At 52.7% G+C, this 15,065-nt stretch carries 15 protein-coding genes; 10 read left to right on the top strand and 5 right to left on the bottom strand.

The window, feature by feature from the left end:
- Positions 1 to 144 precede the first annotated feature (144 nt).
- Genes ACLD4K_RS08485 through ACLD4K_RS08475 form a run of 3 tightly spaced genes read right to left on the bottom strand, consistent with a single transcriptional unit; the run spans position 145 to position 2,962 of the window.
- Positions 145 to 1,452: a TRAP transporter large permease gene (locus ACLD4K_RS08485; RefSeq protein ID WP_411011686.1), complete on the bottom strand. Its 1,308-nt coding sequence runs from the start codon at positions 1,450 to 1,452 to the stop codon at positions 145 to 147.
- A complete protein-coding gene (locus ACLD4K_RS08480; protein WP_001091413.1) occupies positions 1,445 to 1,960 on the bottom strand; it encodes a TRAP transporter small permease in 516 nt (171 codons plus the stop codon). Before ACLD4K_RS08480 ends, ACLD4K_RS08485 begins: the two co-directional genes overlap by 8 nt.
- An 18-nt stretch (positions 1,961 to 1,978) precedes the next feature.
- Positions 1,979 to 2,962 carry a TRAP transporter substrate-binding protein gene (locus tag ACLD4K_RS08475; RefSeq protein WP_001661631.1) on the bottom strand — a complete coding sequence of 328 codons (984 nt, stop codon included), beginning with the start codon at positions 2,960 to 2,962 and terminating at the stop codon, positions 1,979 to 1,981.
- Between the two features lie 328 nt (positions 2,963 to 3,290).
- Here ACLD4K_RS08475 and sodA point away from each other — a divergent pair, with 328 nt between their 5' ends.
- The 3 genes from sodA to ACLD4K_RS08460 all read left to right on the top strand — a co-directional run bounded on the left by sodA (position 3,291) and on the right by ACLD4K_RS08460 (position 5,077).
- Complete coding sequence (sodA, locus tag ACLD4K_RS08470; RefSeq protein ID WP_000122632.1) at positions 3,291 to 3,911, top strand: superoxide dismutase [Mn]; 621 nt, start codon at positions 3,291 to 3,293, stop codon at positions 3,909 to 3,911.
- A gap of 69 nt (positions 3,912 to 3,980) precedes the next feature.
- A complete protein-coding gene (gene yiiM, locus ACLD4K_RS08465; protein ID WP_000559226.1) occupies positions 3,981 to 4,670 on the top strand; it encodes a 6-hydroxyaminopurine reductase in 690 nt (229 codons plus the stop codon).
- An 11-nt stretch (positions 4,671 to 4,681) separates the two neighbouring features.
- On the top strand, positions 4,682 to 5,077 hold the full coding sequence (locus ACLD4K_RS08460) for a nuclear transport factor 2 family protein (protein ID WP_000133441.1): 396 nt from the start codon (positions 4,682 to 4,684) through the stop codon (positions 5,075 to 5,077).
- A gap of 50 nt (positions 5,078 to 5,127) precedes the next feature.
- On the opposite strand, the gene cpxA is transcribed toward ACLD4K_RS08460, so the two are convergent.
- Both cpxA and cpxR read right to left on the bottom strand, forming a co-directional pair.
- On the bottom strand, positions 5,128 to 6,501 hold the full coding sequence (gene cpxA / locus ACLD4K_RS08455) for an envelope stress sensor histidine kinase CpxA (protein WP_411011685.1): 1,374 nt from the start codon (positions 6,499 to 6,501) through the stop codon (positions 5,128 to 5,130).
- Positions 6,498 to 7,196, bottom strand: a complete 699-nt coding sequence (gene cpxR / locus ACLD4K_RS08450; RefSeq protein WP_001033731.1) for an envelope stress response regulator transcription factor CpxR — start codon at positions 7,194 to 7,196, stop codon at positions 6,498 to 6,500. The genes cpxA and cpxR overlap by 4 nt, the downstream gene beginning before the upstream one ends.
- A gap of 150 nt (positions 7,197 to 7,346) precedes the next feature.
- Between cpxR and cpxP the strand changes: the two genes are divergently transcribed.
- The 7 genes from cpxP to ACLD4K_RS08415 all read left to right on the top strand — a co-directional run bounded on the left by cpxP (position 7,347) and on the right by ACLD4K_RS08415 (position 15,051).
- Positions 7,347 to 7,847 carry a cell-envelope stress modulator CpxP gene (gene cpxP / locus ACLD4K_RS08445; protein WP_001233463.1) on the top strand — a complete coding sequence of 167 codons (501 nt, stop codon included), beginning with the start codon at positions 7,347 to 7,349 and terminating at the stop codon, positions 7,845 to 7,847.
- Positions 7,848 to 7,994: 147 nt separating this feature from the next.
- The gene (gene fieF / locus ACLD4K_RS08440; protein ID WP_411011684.1) at positions 7,995 to 8,897 is read left to right on the top strand and encodes a CDF family cation-efflux transporter FieF; all 903 of its coding nucleotides are present in this window, start codon (positions 7,995 to 7,997) and stop codon (positions 8,895 to 8,897) included.
- A gap of 184 nt (positions 8,898 to 9,081) precedes the next feature.
- The gene (gene pfkA / locus ACLD4K_RS08435; protein WP_000591793.1) at positions 9,082 to 10,044 is read left to right on the top strand and encodes a 6-phosphofructokinase; all 963 of its coding nucleotides are present in this window, start codon (positions 9,082 to 9,084) and stop codon (positions 10,042 to 10,044) included.
- A gap of 203 nt (positions 10,045 to 10,247) precedes the next feature.
- On the top strand, positions 10,248 to 11,237 hold the full coding sequence (locus ACLD4K_RS08430; RefSeq protein WP_000758711.1) for a sulfate ABC transporter substrate-binding protein: 990 nt from the start codon (positions 10,248 to 10,250) through the stop codon (positions 11,235 to 11,237).
- Positions 11,238 to 11,337: 100 nt separating this feature from the next.
- On the top strand, positions 11,338 to 12,087 hold the full coding sequence (locus tag ACLD4K_RS08425) for a CDP-diacylglycerol diphosphatase (RefSeq protein ID WP_411011683.1): 750 nt from the start codon (positions 11,338 to 11,340) through the stop codon (positions 12,085 to 12,087).
- Positions 12,088 to 12,160: 73 nt separating this feature from the next.
- Positions 12,161 to 13,465: an SLC13 family permease gene (locus ACLD4K_RS08420; RefSeq protein WP_080095358.1), complete on the top strand. Its 1,305-nt coding sequence runs from the start codon at positions 12,161 to 12,163 to the stop codon at positions 13,463 to 13,465.
- A 113-nt stretch (positions 13,466 to 13,578) separates the two neighbouring features.
- Positions 13,579 to 15,051 (top strand): DASS family sodium-coupled anion symporter, encoded by a 1,473-nt coding sequence (locus tag ACLD4K_RS08415; protein ID WP_080095359.1) that lies wholly within the window; start codon positions 13,579 to 13,581, stop codon positions 15,049 to 15,051.
- Positions 15,052 to 15,065: the final 14 nt, after the last annotated feature.

Genomic DNA, 15,065 nt, shown 5'->3' with positions numbered 1-15,065 from the left:
TTATTATTTATTCCCTTTTCCGGCTACTTTATAGGTAGCCGGTTTTTTTTACCTGGCGATTATCTGCGGATAATTATTATCGCGCGTTGGCCGGATAAGACGCGAATCGCCATCCGGCAACGAGATGTACAGGAAACTATGCGCTTACATGATGCCCAGTAGACGGGGTAAAAACAGTGTGATTTCCGGAATGTAGGTAATTAATAACAGAACGCCGATAATCGCGCCGTAAAAAGGCAGCAACGGTTTAATAACGTCCTCAACTTTGACCTTACCGACGCTCGCCCCGACATATAAACCACTGCCAACTGGCGGCGTAATGGTGCCAATCGCCAGGTTATAGATCATGATAATGCCGAAATGCACCGGATCGACGCCCAGTTTAGTCATGATCGGCAGAAGAATCGGGGTAAAAATCAGAATGGCCGGACCGATATCCATAAATGCGCCGATAATCAACAAAAAGACGGTAATGACTAACAGGATAACCAGTTTATTGGCGGAAATACCGAGGATCATATCGCTCAGCGCCGCAGGAATATTGGTGATCGACATCGAGAAGGACATCGCCGAAGAGGTTGCCAGCAGGAACATGATGACCCCGGTCATTACCACTGTCTGGAGCAAAATCGAAGGCAAATCCTTAATTTTCAGCGTGCGGTAAAACACCATCGTCAGCAATAACGTATACACCACGGCAATCGCGGAGGCTTCAATGGCGGTGAAAATCCCCTGCACAATGCCGCCGACGATAATCACGATCAGCAGCAGGCTGGGAATGGCCTCAACGGCAACTTTTAGCGCCATGCCTTTTTGGACGGTGAAGAAAACCCGATAATTTCGACGCTTAGCGACCACCAGCGTGACCAGCATACAGCCAACGCCCCACAGCACTCCCGCGACCAGACCGCCGGCGAACAGAGCGGCAATCGATGTTCCCCCGCTTGCCAGCGCATAAAGGATAAAAGCCGTGGTGGGTGGAATTAACATTCCCGTCGGCGCGGAGGCGATATTCACCGCGGCCGCAAAGCCGCGATCGTAACCTTCGCGCGCGCTCATCGGCACCATCACGCCGCCGATAGAGGTTGAGGCGGCAATTGCCGATCCGGAAATTGCACCGAACATCATATTGCCGACGATGTTGGTGTAAGAGAGCGAGCCGGGCAGTTTGCCAGTAAACAGTTTGGCAAAATTGACCAGTCGGGCGGCAATTCCCCCGCTATTCATGATCACCCCGGATAAAACGAAGAACGGCACGGCCAGCAAGGCAAAACTGTCCAGGCTGGAGAACATTTTTTGCGCGGTGGCGAACATCGAAATATCGAAAGGCAGTACCAGCATCATGGTGCTGAAAGAGGCGATAACGATGCAGATCCCAATAGGCGCGCCCATGGCCAGTAAAACAACAAAGACGGCAATTAGCGTACAGGACGCAAAAATAGGGTCAATCATGTGATTTCTCCAGAGTGTGCTCAGTGGTATCCGTGGCGGAATGGATAGCTTTCAGGGCGTCAACGATATTCAGCAGCCCATAGAGGATGATCAGTACGCCCGCGCAGGGGAGCGCGTAATAAATTTTCCCCATCGGAATGCCCAGCGCAGGGGAGATTTGCAGCATAGAAATCGCAGAAATCTTTAAGCCGCCGATAATCAATACCCAAATGGAAAACGCGATAAAAATGACCTGCAGGATAATATCCCACCAGCCGCGAATCGTCGGCGACACCTTATCCAGTAAGAGAGTCAGGCTGATATGCTGTTTCTGACCGGCGACAAAAGCCATGCCCAGCATTGATACCCACACCAGGAGAAATCGCAGCATCTCTTCGGTAAGGGTGCTGGGAACGCCCAGAATGTAGCGGCTCACCACCTGCCAGCAGGCGATGCCAACCATTATCGCCAGCACCAGGCAACAGATAGCGCCCAGCAATAAATCAAGTCCTTTTCTGAATGTGTTCATCTTAATTTCCTGATTAGATTAATTTTTTGCTGTCTGGATACGTTGATACAGCCCGTAAAGCCGCGGTTTGTTTTTCAGACCGTCGTAAATAGGCTGTACCGCCTTCTGGAAGGGCTTTTTGTCGATCTCGTAGAATTCAACGTTGAAATCTTTTACCGCCGCCAGCCTGGTTTTCTCTATTTCCTTGTCCCATGCGGCTTTCTCAAATTCGATCGACGCCTTGATGGCGGCTTCGACGATGCGTTGCTGTTCCGGCGTCAGCTTTTCCAGCGTGAGGGTACTCATTAGCAGGATATCGGGAATGCGGGTGTGCATATCGTAGGTGTAATAACGGGCGACTTCGCCGTGGCGGGCGATGGTGAGAGCGAACTCATTGTTTTCCGCACCGTCGAGAATGCCTTGTTGTAACGAGGTATAGACCTCCGCCTGGCTCATGGCGATGGGCGAAGCGCCCAGCAGTTTGAGGGTTTGGATCGCCGTCTCACTCTGCATGACGCGGATCTTCTTCCCGCGTAAATCCTCAATGCGTTTAACCGGCGCTTTGCTCATATAAAAATTACGCGCGCCGGAATCATACCAGCCTACGCCGACAAACCCCTGCGCGGCGGTGGACTGATAAACAGGCTCCATCACCTGTGGGTTATCCATTACGCGGTAGTATTCCTCGACGTTGGCAAACAGGTAGGGAAGTGAGAACACGCCGTACTCAGGCGAAAAACTCTCCATTAGCCCGGACGACACTTTAGTGATGTCGACGACGCCGACCTGCGTCAACTCCACCAGTTCGCGCTCGCCGCCAAGCTGTCCGTCCGGGAAGTACTGTACTTTGATATCGCCGCCCGTTTTCTCTTCAACTTGCTGCCCCAGGAAGTGCAACGCATCTTTTACCGGCTGGCTATTTTCAGCGTAGGCCAGGCGCAAAATGGTTTCGCCGTGGGAGAAGAAAGAGAGTGTGGAGAGTAAGGCCAACGTAGCCAGACGTATAAAACCAGGTTGCTTCATAATTCCCTCGCAATTGTAATAATTTACCGGGAATGTAATTGCATGGTGAAATTATAACCTTCTTGATTTTGCCACCGCTGACAAAATCTGGCACCAAAAGAAAGATTTTGAAACCCTGTTTCACATTTCATGATTTCCAGGAATTCATCAACAGGCGGTTTCGGTTGGAGGCGTAAAAAACGGTTTTTTTCAGCGGATGCCGTAACGTTTATAACCCTGGAAAAAGTACGGCATTGATAATCATTTTCAATATCATTTAATTAACTATAATGAACCAACTGCTTACGCGGCGTTAACACTGTGCCGCTCGACAATAATGGAGATGATTATGAGTTATACACTGCCATCCCTGCCGTACGCTTATGATGCACTGGAACCGCACTTCGATAAGCAGACGATGGAGATTCACCACACCAAACACCATCAAACCTATGTCAACAACGCTAACGCGGCGCTGGAAAACCTGCCTGAGTTTGCTGACCTGCCGGTTGAAGAACTGATTACTAAACTGGACCAGGTGCCAGCGGACAAAAAAACCGTGCTGCGTAACAACGCCGGCGGCCACGCTAACCACAGCCTGTTCTGGAAAGGGCTGAAAAAAGGCACCACTCTGCAGGGCGATCTGAAAGCGGCTATCGAGCGTGACTTCGGTTCCGTTGACAACTTCAAAGCTGAATTCGAAAAAGCAGCAGCAACCCGTTTCGGCTCCGGCTGGGCGTGGCTGGTGCTGAAAGGTGATAAACTGGCTGTGGTTTCTACCGCAAACCAGGATTCTCCGCTGATGGGTGAAGCCATTTCCGGCGCTTCCGGCTTCCCGATCCTGGGTCTGGACGTGTGGGAACACGCTTACTATCTGAAATTCCAGAACCGCCGCCCGGACTACATCAAAGAGTTCTGGAACGTGGTGAACTGGGACGAAGCAGCAGCGCGTTTCGCCGCTAAAAAATAATTTGCATTGCACGTCTGTAGAAGCGAGTCTGATGACTCGCTTTTTTTGTATCCGCGTAAGGAGCAGCAGATGCATTATCCGGTTGACGTGTTTATTGGCAAAATTCGTGACTATGACGGCAGCCGCCCGAGCGCTATCGCCAAGGTGCAAATCGACGGCGAACTCATGCTGACCGAGCTGGGTCTGGCAGGCGATCAGCAGGCCGAAAAGAAAATCCACGGCGGCCCCGACCGCGCGCTATGCCACTACCCCCGCGAACACTATGCTGATTGGATTCGCCAGTTCCCCGAGCAGGCGACGCTATTTTGCGCCCCGGCGTTTGGCGAGAATCTGTCGACGGACGGAATGACCGAACACAACGTGTTTATTGGCGACATCTACCGCTGGGGCGAGGCGTTGATCCAGGTCACTCAGCCGCGCTCTCCATGCTTTAAACTTAATTTCCACTTTGCCATCAGCGACATGGCCCTCCTTATGCAGAGCAGCGGAAAAACCGGCTGGCTGTATCGGGTCATTGCGCCAGGTAAGGTCTCCAGCGATGCGCCGCTGGAACTGGCGTCGCGTCTGAGCGATGTCTCGGTTCATGAAGCGGGTGTTATCGCCTGGTCTATGCCGTTTGATGACGAACAATATCACCGGCTGCTGAGCGCCGCCGGGCTGTCGGCGAGCTGGAGCCGCACCATGCAGAAGCGTCGTTTGAGCGGCAAAATTGAAGATAGCGCCAGACGACTGTGGGGGGATAAAACTCCGCCAAAATGAAAGGAAGGATTATGACTGAAGCTGAAAATGCGGTGGCGATCGTAAAAGAATTTTTGGTGGCCTCGATGATTCCCGATGCTGAACGCGCCGCAACGTATATGCACCCGGAGGTGAAAATTACCTTCACCGGAGGCCGGGCGATGGCTGGCGCGGCGGATATCGCGCAGTTTAACGGCGCTCGCTACAAGTGGGTGAAGAAGGCGCTGGGCGAGTTTGATGCGGTGCAGCATGATGATTACGTTGTGATTTATTCCAACGGTACGTTGTATGGCGAATGGCCCGACGGTCGCCCGTTTGCCGATAACCGCTTTATCGACCGCTTCGAAGTGCGCGATGGCAAAATTACCCGGATGGACGTGTGGAATGACAGCGCCGAGTGGATTCTGGCACCAGACATTTCCCGGTAAATCTCGACGGCGAGATAAAAAATCGGCCTGCATTCGCAGGCCGATGGTTTTTAGGTTCGCTTGTACAGCGGTAGCCACAGCGTGAGTCGCAATCCCCCCAGCGGGCTATCGTCAGCCTTCACCCAGCCGCGGTGCTGCTGTATGGCGCTTTCGACAATCGCCAGCCCCAGCCCGGAGCCGCCAGACTCACGGTCGCGCGCCTCATCAGTGCGATAGAACGGCCGGAAGATTTGTTCGCGGTCTTCAGGGCTGACGCCCGGCCCGTCGTCATCGACCGTGATCGTAATACCGTCTTTATCCACCGAGAAGCCGACTTCAATCTTCGTATGTGAATAGCGCAGCGCATTACGAACAATATTTTCCAGCGCGCTTTCCAGCGCGTTTGGGTTGCCATAGAGCGGCCACGGTCCCGGCGGATAATTTACCGTTAACGACTTGCCCATCTGTTCGGCTTCAAAGGCGGCGTTATCCAGCACTTCGCCCCATAGCTGATTGGCTTTCATCGTTTCGCTGACCAGCGCATTTTTCTGTTGGTTACGCGACATCACCAGCAGGTCATTAATCATGCTGTCCAGACGCTGCGCTTCGGTTTCAATACGCTCCAGCTCTTTGCTTTCGCCGCCACGACGACGCAGCAGCGCGGTACCCAGTTGCAGGCGCGTAAGGGGCGTTCGCAGCTCGTGGGAGATGTCTGACAGCAAACGCTGCTGCGAGGTCATCATCCGTTCCAGCGCCGTCACCATCTGGTTAAAACTGGCGCCAGCGGCGAGAAATTCCTGCGGGCCCGCCTCCAGCTCCGGATGCTGACGCAGGTTGCCTTGCGCCACTTCATCAGCCGCGTTTTTCAACTTACGCGCCGGTTTCGCCAGACTCCATGCCAGCCATAGCAAGAGCGGCGAACTGACCAGCATCGTGACAATGAGCAACAGAAGCGGGCGGTCAAACAGCAGATTAATAAAATCGGATTGCGAACTGCTGGCCGGTCGAATCAGGTAAAGCTGGTAATTATCCTCTCCGTCGCGAACGGAGAACGGCCCCACCATCTCTACGCGGCCATATTTTTTCTTCTGCGGATGATCGGCGTTATCCGCCTGACCAATAAAGTTACGAATGATCTGCATTTCGCTGCGTTCAGCGCCGATCACACGTCCTTCAGAGGTCACCAGTAATAACCGCTGTCCAGGCGGCGCCCACTTATCGATCGCGCGGAACAGGCGACGCCACCACATCAGGTCGTTGGGCGGATCGTTCGCAAGTTCAGCTTCTACATGTTGCTCTATCATCAATCCCTGGCGCTGTTCGCTGTCCATCAGCTCGGTCATCTGGCGTGAATCGAGCTTGGGCAACATCAGTACCAGCATTAGCACCAGCGCCAGCGTCAACCAGAAGATGGCGAAGATGCGCGCGGTTAAACTTCCTATCATGAAGCGGAAACCATCAGATAGCCGCGACCACGCAATGTTTTAAACCACGGGTGACCGTCTTTGCGTTCCGGCAGTTTGCGGCGCAGGTTAGAAATATGCATATCAATGGCGCGATCGAACGGCGTCAGGCGCTTGCCCAGCACTTCCTGACTTAAATGTTCACGGGAAACCACCTGGCCGAGGTGCTGCGCCAGCAAATAGAGCAGGGTGAATTCCGTACCGGTCAGCTCCAGCGTTTGGCCATCGAAACTGGCTTCCTGGCGGCCCGGATTAAGGCTTAGCGCATCGACTTCCAGCGTCGGCGAGCCGTTGTCACTGCTCTGCTGCTGTTCGCTCCAGTGGGAACGGCGCAAAATAGCCCTGATGCGCGCTACCAGCTCGCGGTCATTAAACGGTTTGGGCAAATAGTCGTCCGCGCCCAGCTCAAGGCCGAGAACGCGATCCAGCTCGCTGCCGCGCGCGGTCAGCATAATGACAGGCGTCTGGTGTGTCTGACGAAGCGCTTTCAACGTATCGATACCGTTTTTCTTCGGCATCATGACGTCAAGCAAAAGTAAATCGATGCTGTCATCCAAAAGCTCAAGCGCCTGCTCGCCGTCGTGGGCCACCAGGACATTAAAACCTTCCATTTCGAGGAGCTCTTTTAACAGGGAAGTCAGCTCTCGGTCATCATCAACTAACAGGATTTTATTCATTGTTTACGTACCTCCGAGGCAGAAATTACGTCATCAGGCGTCGCTAATCCATGACTTTACGTTGTTTTACACCCCCTGACGCATGTTTGCAGCCCGAATCGTAAACTGTCTCTCGTTGAATCGCGACAGAAAAGATTTTGGGAGCAAGCGATGCGCAAAGTTACCGCTGCTGTTATGGCCTCAACGCTGGCATTCAGTTTTTTAAGCCACGCAGCTGAAGTTGTTACAAGCGATAACTGGCACCCCGGTGACGGGGCCACGCAGCGTAGCGCGCAAAATCATATGTTTGACGGCATAAGTTTAACCGAACATCAGCGTCAGCAGATGCGAGATCTTATGCAGCAGGCAAGGCACGAACAGCCTCCTGTTAATGTTAGCGAAATGGAGACAATGCATCGGCTTGTCACCGCAGAAAAATTTGATGAAAGCGCTGTGCGCGCTCAGGCAGAAAAAATGGCGCAAGAGCAGGTTGCCCGCCAGGTCGAAATGGCCCGCGTGCGTAACCAGATGTATCGCCTGTTAACGCCGGAGCAGCAAGCGGTTTTGAATGAAAAGCATCAGCAACGAATGGAGCAACTGCGCGACGTGGCGCAATGGCAAAAAAGTTCATCGTTGAAATTATTGAGTAGTAGCAACTCACGTTCCCAGTAACAACCCTGTTTTCCTTGCCATAGACACCATCCCTGTCTTCCCCCACATGATGTGGGGGTTTTTTTTATCTCCAGTTTGTCATTCTGTTATTAGCTTACTGTTTTAAACCATCCGTTATACTACCGGCAGAAGATAGCGGGAGTATTTATGAATCAAACCTATGGACGGCTGGTTAGCCGGGCGGCTATCGCGGCAACAGCGATGGCATCAGCGTTACTTTTGATCAAAATTTTTGCGTGGTGGTATACGGGATCGGTGAGTATTCTGGCGGCGTTGGTGGACTCGCTGGTGGATATTGCCGCGTCATTGACGAATTTGTTGGTCGTGCGTTATTCGCTGCAACCCGCAGATGATGAACACATGTTTGGGCACGGTAAAGCGGAGTCGCTGGCGGCGCTGGCGCAAAGTATGTTTATTTCCGGTTCGGCGTTGTTTCTGTTTTTGACCAGTATCCAGAATCTGATTAAGCCGACGCCAATGAACGACCCCGGCGTGGGGATTGGCGTTACCGTCATCGCTCTGATATGCACTATTATACTGGTCACGTTTCAGCGCTGGGTGGTACGCAAGACCCAAAGTCAGGCGGTACGGGCGGATATGCTTCATTATCAGTCTGATGTTATGATGAACGGAGCGATTCTTATCGCGCTGGGGTTATCCTGGTACGGTTGGCATCGTGCGGATGCCCTGTTTGCGTTAGGTATCGGCATCTATATTTTGTATAGCGCGTTACGTATGGGGTATGAGGCGGTGCAGTCATTATTGGATCGCGCGCTGCCCGATGCGGAACGACAGGAAATTATTGATATCGTGACGTCATGGCCGGGAGTCAGCGGCGCGCACGATCTCCGCACGCGGCAGTCAGGGCCGACTCGCTTTATTCAGATTCATTTGGAAATGGAAGATAATCTGCCGCTCGTTCAGGCGCATTTTGTGGCTGACCAGGTAGAGCAGGCGATTTTACGGCGTTTTCCGGGTTCAGATGTCATTATTCATCAGGATCCCTGTTCAGTCGTTCCCAGGGAAGGCAGGAAGTTCGAGCTTGTATAATTGATTGTTAAAAAGTGAGCCAGGCCAGCATTTTGTGTATAAATTACCGCCATTTGGCCTGACCTGAATCAATTCAGCAGGAAGGGATTGTTATACTATCTGTATATTCGTTGGATCGTTTCGAAGTGCGAAATCGGCTTCCGGCAATAGATTTCATTTTGCATTCCAAAGTTCAGAGGTAGTCATGATTAAGAAAATCGGTGTGTTGACAAGCGGCGGTGATGCGCCGGGCATGAACGCGGCAATCCGCGGTGTTGTGCGCGCAGCGTTGACGGAAGGGCTGGAAGTCATGGGCATTTATGACGGCTATCTGGGCCTGTATGAAGATCGTATGGTTCAGCTTGACCGTTACAGCGTATCTGACATGATCAACCGTGGCGGTACTTTCCTCGGTTCCGCCCGTTTCCCGGAATTCCGTGACGAAAATATTCGCGCTGTCGCGATCGAAAACCTGAAAAAACGCGGTATCGATGCGCTGGTAGTTATTGGCGGCGACGGTTCTTATATGGGTGCAAAACGTCTGACTGAAATGGGCTTCCCGTGCATCGGTCTGCCAGGCACTATCGATAACGACATCAAAGGCACCGACTACACTATCGGCTATTTCACTGCTCTCGGCACTGTAGTGGAAGCGATTGACCGTCTGCGTGACACCTCCTCTTCTCACCAGCGTATCTCTATCGTTGAGGTGATGGGCCGTTATTGCGGCGACCTGACGTTGGCGGCGGCTATTGCTGGCGGCTGTGAGTTTATCGTGGTGCCGGAAGTTGAATTTAATCGCGAAGATCTGGTGGCGGAAATCAAAGCCGGGATCGCGAAAGGGAAAAAACACGCTATCGTCGCTATCACCGAACATATGTGCGATGTTGACGAACTGGCGCATTTTATTGAAAAAGAAACGGGCCGTGAAACGCGTGCGACGGTGCTCGGCCACATTCAGCGCGGTGGTTCCCCGGTACCTTACGATCGCATTCTGGCTTCCCGTATGGGCGCGTATGCTATTGACCTGCTGCTGGAAGGCCATGGCGGTCGTTGTGTCGGTATCCAGAACGAGCAGCTTGTTCATCATGACATCATCGATGCGATTGAAAACATGAAGCGTCCGTTCAAAAGCGACTGGATGGAGTGCGCGAAAAAACTGTACTGATTGTTTTTGCGCGCCTGATGGCGCTACGCTTATCAGGCCTACAGGTTGCAGAAACGTGTAGGCCGGATTAGGCGCTAGCCGCCATCCGGCAATCCCTCAGATTTATTCCTCGAAGTTATAGCAAATCTTTTTTTATTCTTTAATGTTTGGATCTCTTTCTGGCACGCTTTGTTCATCACAACACAACATAAGCGAGTCGGGCGATGAAAAAGTGGGGCGTGGGGTTCACATTATTGCTGGCGTCAACCAGCATTCTGGCAAAGGATATTCAGTTACTTAACGTATCGTACGATCCAACGCGTGAGCTGTACGAGCAGTACAACAAAGCGTTTAGCGCGCACTGGAAGCAGGAAACCGGCGACAACGTCGTGATCCGCCAATCGCACGGCGGTTCGGGTAAACAGGCGACTTCCGTTATTAACGGCATTGAAGCCGATGTCGTGACGCTGGCGCTGGCTTACGATGTGGACGCTATTGCTGAACGTGGTCGTATCGATAAAAACTGGATTAAGCGTCTGCCGGATAACTCAGCACCTTACACCTCCACCATCGTTTTCCTGGTCCGTAAAGGCAATCCAAAACAAATTCATGACTGGAACGATCTGATTAAACCCGGTGTGTCGGTGATTACGCCAAACCCGAAAAGCTCCGGCGGCGCACGCTGGAACTATCTGGCGGCATGGGGCTACGCCCTGCACCACAACAATAACGATCAGGCCAAAGCGCAGGACTTTGTCAAAGCCTTGTTTAAAAACGTTGAAGTGCTGGACTCCGGTGCGCGTGGCTCAACCAATACTTTCGTTGAACGCGGTATCGGTGATGTGCTGATCGCCTGGGAAAATGAAGCGCTGCTGGCGACGAACGAACTGGGTAAAGATAAATTCGAGATAGTGACCCCGAGTGAATCTATTCTCGCAGAGCCGACCGTTTCCGTAGTCGACAAAGTGGTGGAAAAGAAAGACACCAAAGCGGTAGCGGAAGCGTATCTCAAGTATCTCTACTCGCCGGAAGGGCAGGAGATAGCAGCGAAAAACTTCTACCGTCCGCGCGATGCTGACGTGGCGAAAAAATACGACGATGCGTTTCCGAAGCTGAAGCTGTTCACCATTGACGAGGTGTTTGGCGGCTGGGCGAAGGCGCAAAAAGATCACTTCGCTAATGGCGGTACGTTCGACCAAATCAGCAAACGCTAAACCGTTTATAAACCCGGTAACGTATTATGTTACCGGGTTTTTTCTTTGCCACCATTTTGCGTTACTCTTCCCCGTCTATGGGTCACAGGGAACGCATAACATGAAAAAAACAGGCTACTTTTTACTGGCGGTGATAGTGATGGTCGCCGCGGCGGGCGTCGGTTACTGGAAATTTTCCGGCAATCCTGATGCGTTACGGGAAATCGTGCTTGAACAATGCCTGCCCGATCAGTTACAGCATCAAAACCCAGCGCCTTGCGCGGAAGTCAAACCTCGCGCCGGCTATGTCGTCTTTAAAGATCGTCACGGTCCGTTGCAATATTTATTGATGCCCACCTACCGTATCAACGGTACAGAAAGCCCGCTATTGCTGGAACCCGCTACGCCCAACTTTTTCTGGTTGGCCTGGCAGGCTCGCGGCTATATGAGTAAAAAATATGGGCATGATATTCCGGATAGCGCAGTCTCGCTGGCGATTAATTCGTGGCTTGGTCGTTCACAGGACCATTTGCATATCCATATTTCTTGCATCCGTCCTGACGTTCGGGAACAACTGGATAACGATCTCACGCGCATCAGCACTCGCTGGCTTCCGCTACCGGGCGACCTGGTGGGGCATGAATACCTGGCGCGCCGGGTAACCGAGAGCGAACTGGCGCAGCGTAGTCCGTTTATGATGCTGGCGGAAGAGGTGCCGGAAGCGCGCGATCATATGGGACGCTATGCGCTGGCGGTGGTACGCCAAAGCGATGGCTCTTTTGTCCTGTTGGCGACCGAACGTAATTTACTGACCTTCAATCGCGCTTCTGCCGAGGAAATTCAGGATCATCAGTGTGAGATCCTGAAGTAACCCTGGCGATTCTGGCGTTTACTCTACGTGCCTGTCCCCGTATTCTTGTTGAAAAAAACAACAGGAGACAGGCATGTCGCTCTGGCTTTCGCACCCTCTGTTTCTTCCTTCGTTGGTTGTCGGCATTACTATCCTGCTTTGGGCCACTTCATTGTTGCCGGAATTTATAACCGCGCTGCTCTTTTTTACTATAGCGATGGCGACGAAAATTGCGCCGCCGGAAACGATCTTCGGCGGTTTTGCTTCTTCAGCTTTCTGGCTGGTATTCAGCGGATTCGTGCTGGGGATCGCGATTCGTAAAACCGGGCTTGCGGACAGAGCGGCGTGCGCGTTATCGGCTAAATTAACGGACTCCTGGCCTCTGATGGTTAGCAGTGTGGTGTTGCTTAGCTATGCTCTGGCGTTTGTGATGCCCTCAAATATGGGGCGTATTGCGCTGCTAATGCCGATTGTCGCGGCGATGGCGAAACGCGCCGGAATAGCGGATGGCACCCGCGCCTGGTATGGGTTAGCGTTGGCTGTCGGGTTTGGTACCTTCCAGCTTTCCGCCACCATTTTGCCTGCGAACGTGCCCAACCTGGTGATGAGCGGCGCGGCAGAAGGCTCTTATGGCATCCACCTGAACTATGTGCCGTATTTACTGATGCATACGCCAGTACTGGGATGGTTAAAAGGCATCGTATTAATCGCCCTGATTTGCTGGTTATTTCCCGGTGCGCCCCATGCGCCGCATGAGGCAGAACCGCCTGCGCCAATAAGCTGCAATGAAAAGCGGCTGGCGTGGATGTTGGCGGTAGTGTTGACGATGTGGGTAACGGAAAGCTGGCACGGTATTGGCCCGGCCTGGACCGGTCTGGCGGCAGCGGTAGTAACGATGTTGCCGCGAGTAGGTTTTATCAGCGGGGATGAGTTTGCCAGTGGTATTAATATTCGCGCCTGTATTTATGTCGCCGGGATTCTGGGGCTGGCGCTCACCGTAACGCAAACCGGTATTGGTAATGCGGTGGGGGAAACATTACTGCGCGTTATGCCATTAGATACGCAAAAACCGTTTACCAGTTTCCTTGCGCTCACGGGTATCACGACGGCGCTGAATTTTATTATGACCGCGAACGGCGTACCGGCGCTCTATACGACACTGGCGGAAAGTTTTGCGGATGCTACCGGTTTTCCACTGTTATCAGTCATTATGATTCAGGTGCTGGGTTATTCCACGCCGCTATTACCGTATCAGGCGTCGCCGATTGTCGTTGCGATGGCGTTAGGAAAGGTGCCGGCAAAGGCGGGAATGTTGCTGTGTCTGGCGCTGGCGGCGGTGACGTATCTGGTACTGTTACCACTGGATTACGCCTGGTTTCGAGTTCTGGGGAAATTATAGCTTTAACAGACTGTTAATTTTTTGTTTTGTGAGATGGTGAATTGTTTTATTTGCACCGATGCCGGTTAATACCGGAGCGCAGATGTGTGCGCTGGAAACTCAAGGAATGATTCATGGACAGATTGACCCCCATTCGCTGTTGGCCTGCCATCATTTCGATCGTGATTACGCTGACCATCTGGTTTGTTATCCCTTGCCCTGCAGATGTGACTCCACAGGCGTGGCATCTGCTGGCACTGTTTATCGGCACTATCGCGGCGATTATTGGGAAAGCCATGCCGATTGGCGCTATTGCGATTGTGGCGATTATGCTGGTGGCATTGACCGGCGTCACCCATCCCGGTAAACCTTCAGCGGCGCTGAACGATGCGTTGAGCGGTTTTTCTAATCAACTTATCTGGCTGATTGGCTTATCCATCATGCTGTCGCAAAGTTTGTTGAAAACGGGACTGGGCGCGCGTATAGGCTATGGGTTTATTGCGCTGTTTGGTAAAAGAACGTTAGGAATCGCCTGGGCATTAACGCTGGCGGAAACCCTGATTGCGCCGGTGACGCCAAGTAATACCGCGCGCGGCGGCGGCATTATTCACCCGGTAATGCGGGCGATTGCGGAAAGTCTTGGTTCCCAGCCTGGAAACCGTGAGAATGGCGCAACGGGCCGTTACCTCGCGCTGGTAAATTACAATATTAATCCAATCAGTTCGGCGATGTTTATTACTGCAACTGCGCCTAACCCGTTAATTGTTAGTTTCTTGACCAAAGGAACGGACGGGGTACTGAATATGACCTGGGGAATGTGGGCTATCGCCGCGCTCCTTCCTGCGGTGGTATCGCTGGTTGTGATGCCCATTGTGATCTGGTGGCTCTACCCGCCTGCCGTTACGCGTACGCCGGATGCGCCGCAGTTCGCCCGACAAAAGCTAACTGCGCTTGGCCCTCTCTCGCTGGCAGAGAAAATCACCCTCGCGGTTTTTATTTTGCTGCTTTGTCTGTGGGCCGGCGTTCCTGCCATGCTCATGGGGAGCGGCTGGACCGTCAATCCTACCAGCGCCGCATTAATTGGCTTATCAATTCTGTTGTTGACGGGAGTATTAAGCTGGGACGACATTCTGAAATGTCGTGGGGCATGGGATACTATTGTCTGGTTCGCCGCGCTGGTGATGATGGCTGATTTTCTCAGCAAACTGGGGCTGGTCGGCTGGCTGGCGACCAGCGTTGGTAGTGCCATCAATCATCTCGGTATGCACTGGAGCATAGCAACGCTACTGCTGATCTTGCTTTATGTTTATTCACATTACTTTTTCGCCAGCACCACGGCGCACATCACCGCGATGTTTGCGGCGTTCTTTGCTGCGGGATTGGGTCTCGGCGCGCCGCCGGCGCTTCTTGGGCTGATGCTCGGTTTTTCTTCTTCATTGATGATGTCGCTCACCCACTACGGTACGGGCACCGCGCCCATTATCTTTGGCTCTGGTTATGTTACGTTGGCGGAGTGGTGGAAAACAGGGCTGGTGATGAGCGTAGTCAACCTGATTATCTGGGGCGTGACCGGCGCTTTCTGGTGGCACTGGTTGGGATACTGGTAACGCGATAATGACGG

It is taken from the genome of Salmonella sp. 741265055_HSA, from assembly GCF_046569525.1.
GTDB classification, from domain to species: domain Bacteria; phylum Pseudomonadota; class Gammaproteobacteria; order Enterobacterales; family Enterobacteriaceae; genus Salmonella; species Salmonella enterica.
The sequence above is the reverse complement of the archived record's forward strand: the minus strand, read 5'-3'. Positions and strand labels throughout refer to the sequence as shown.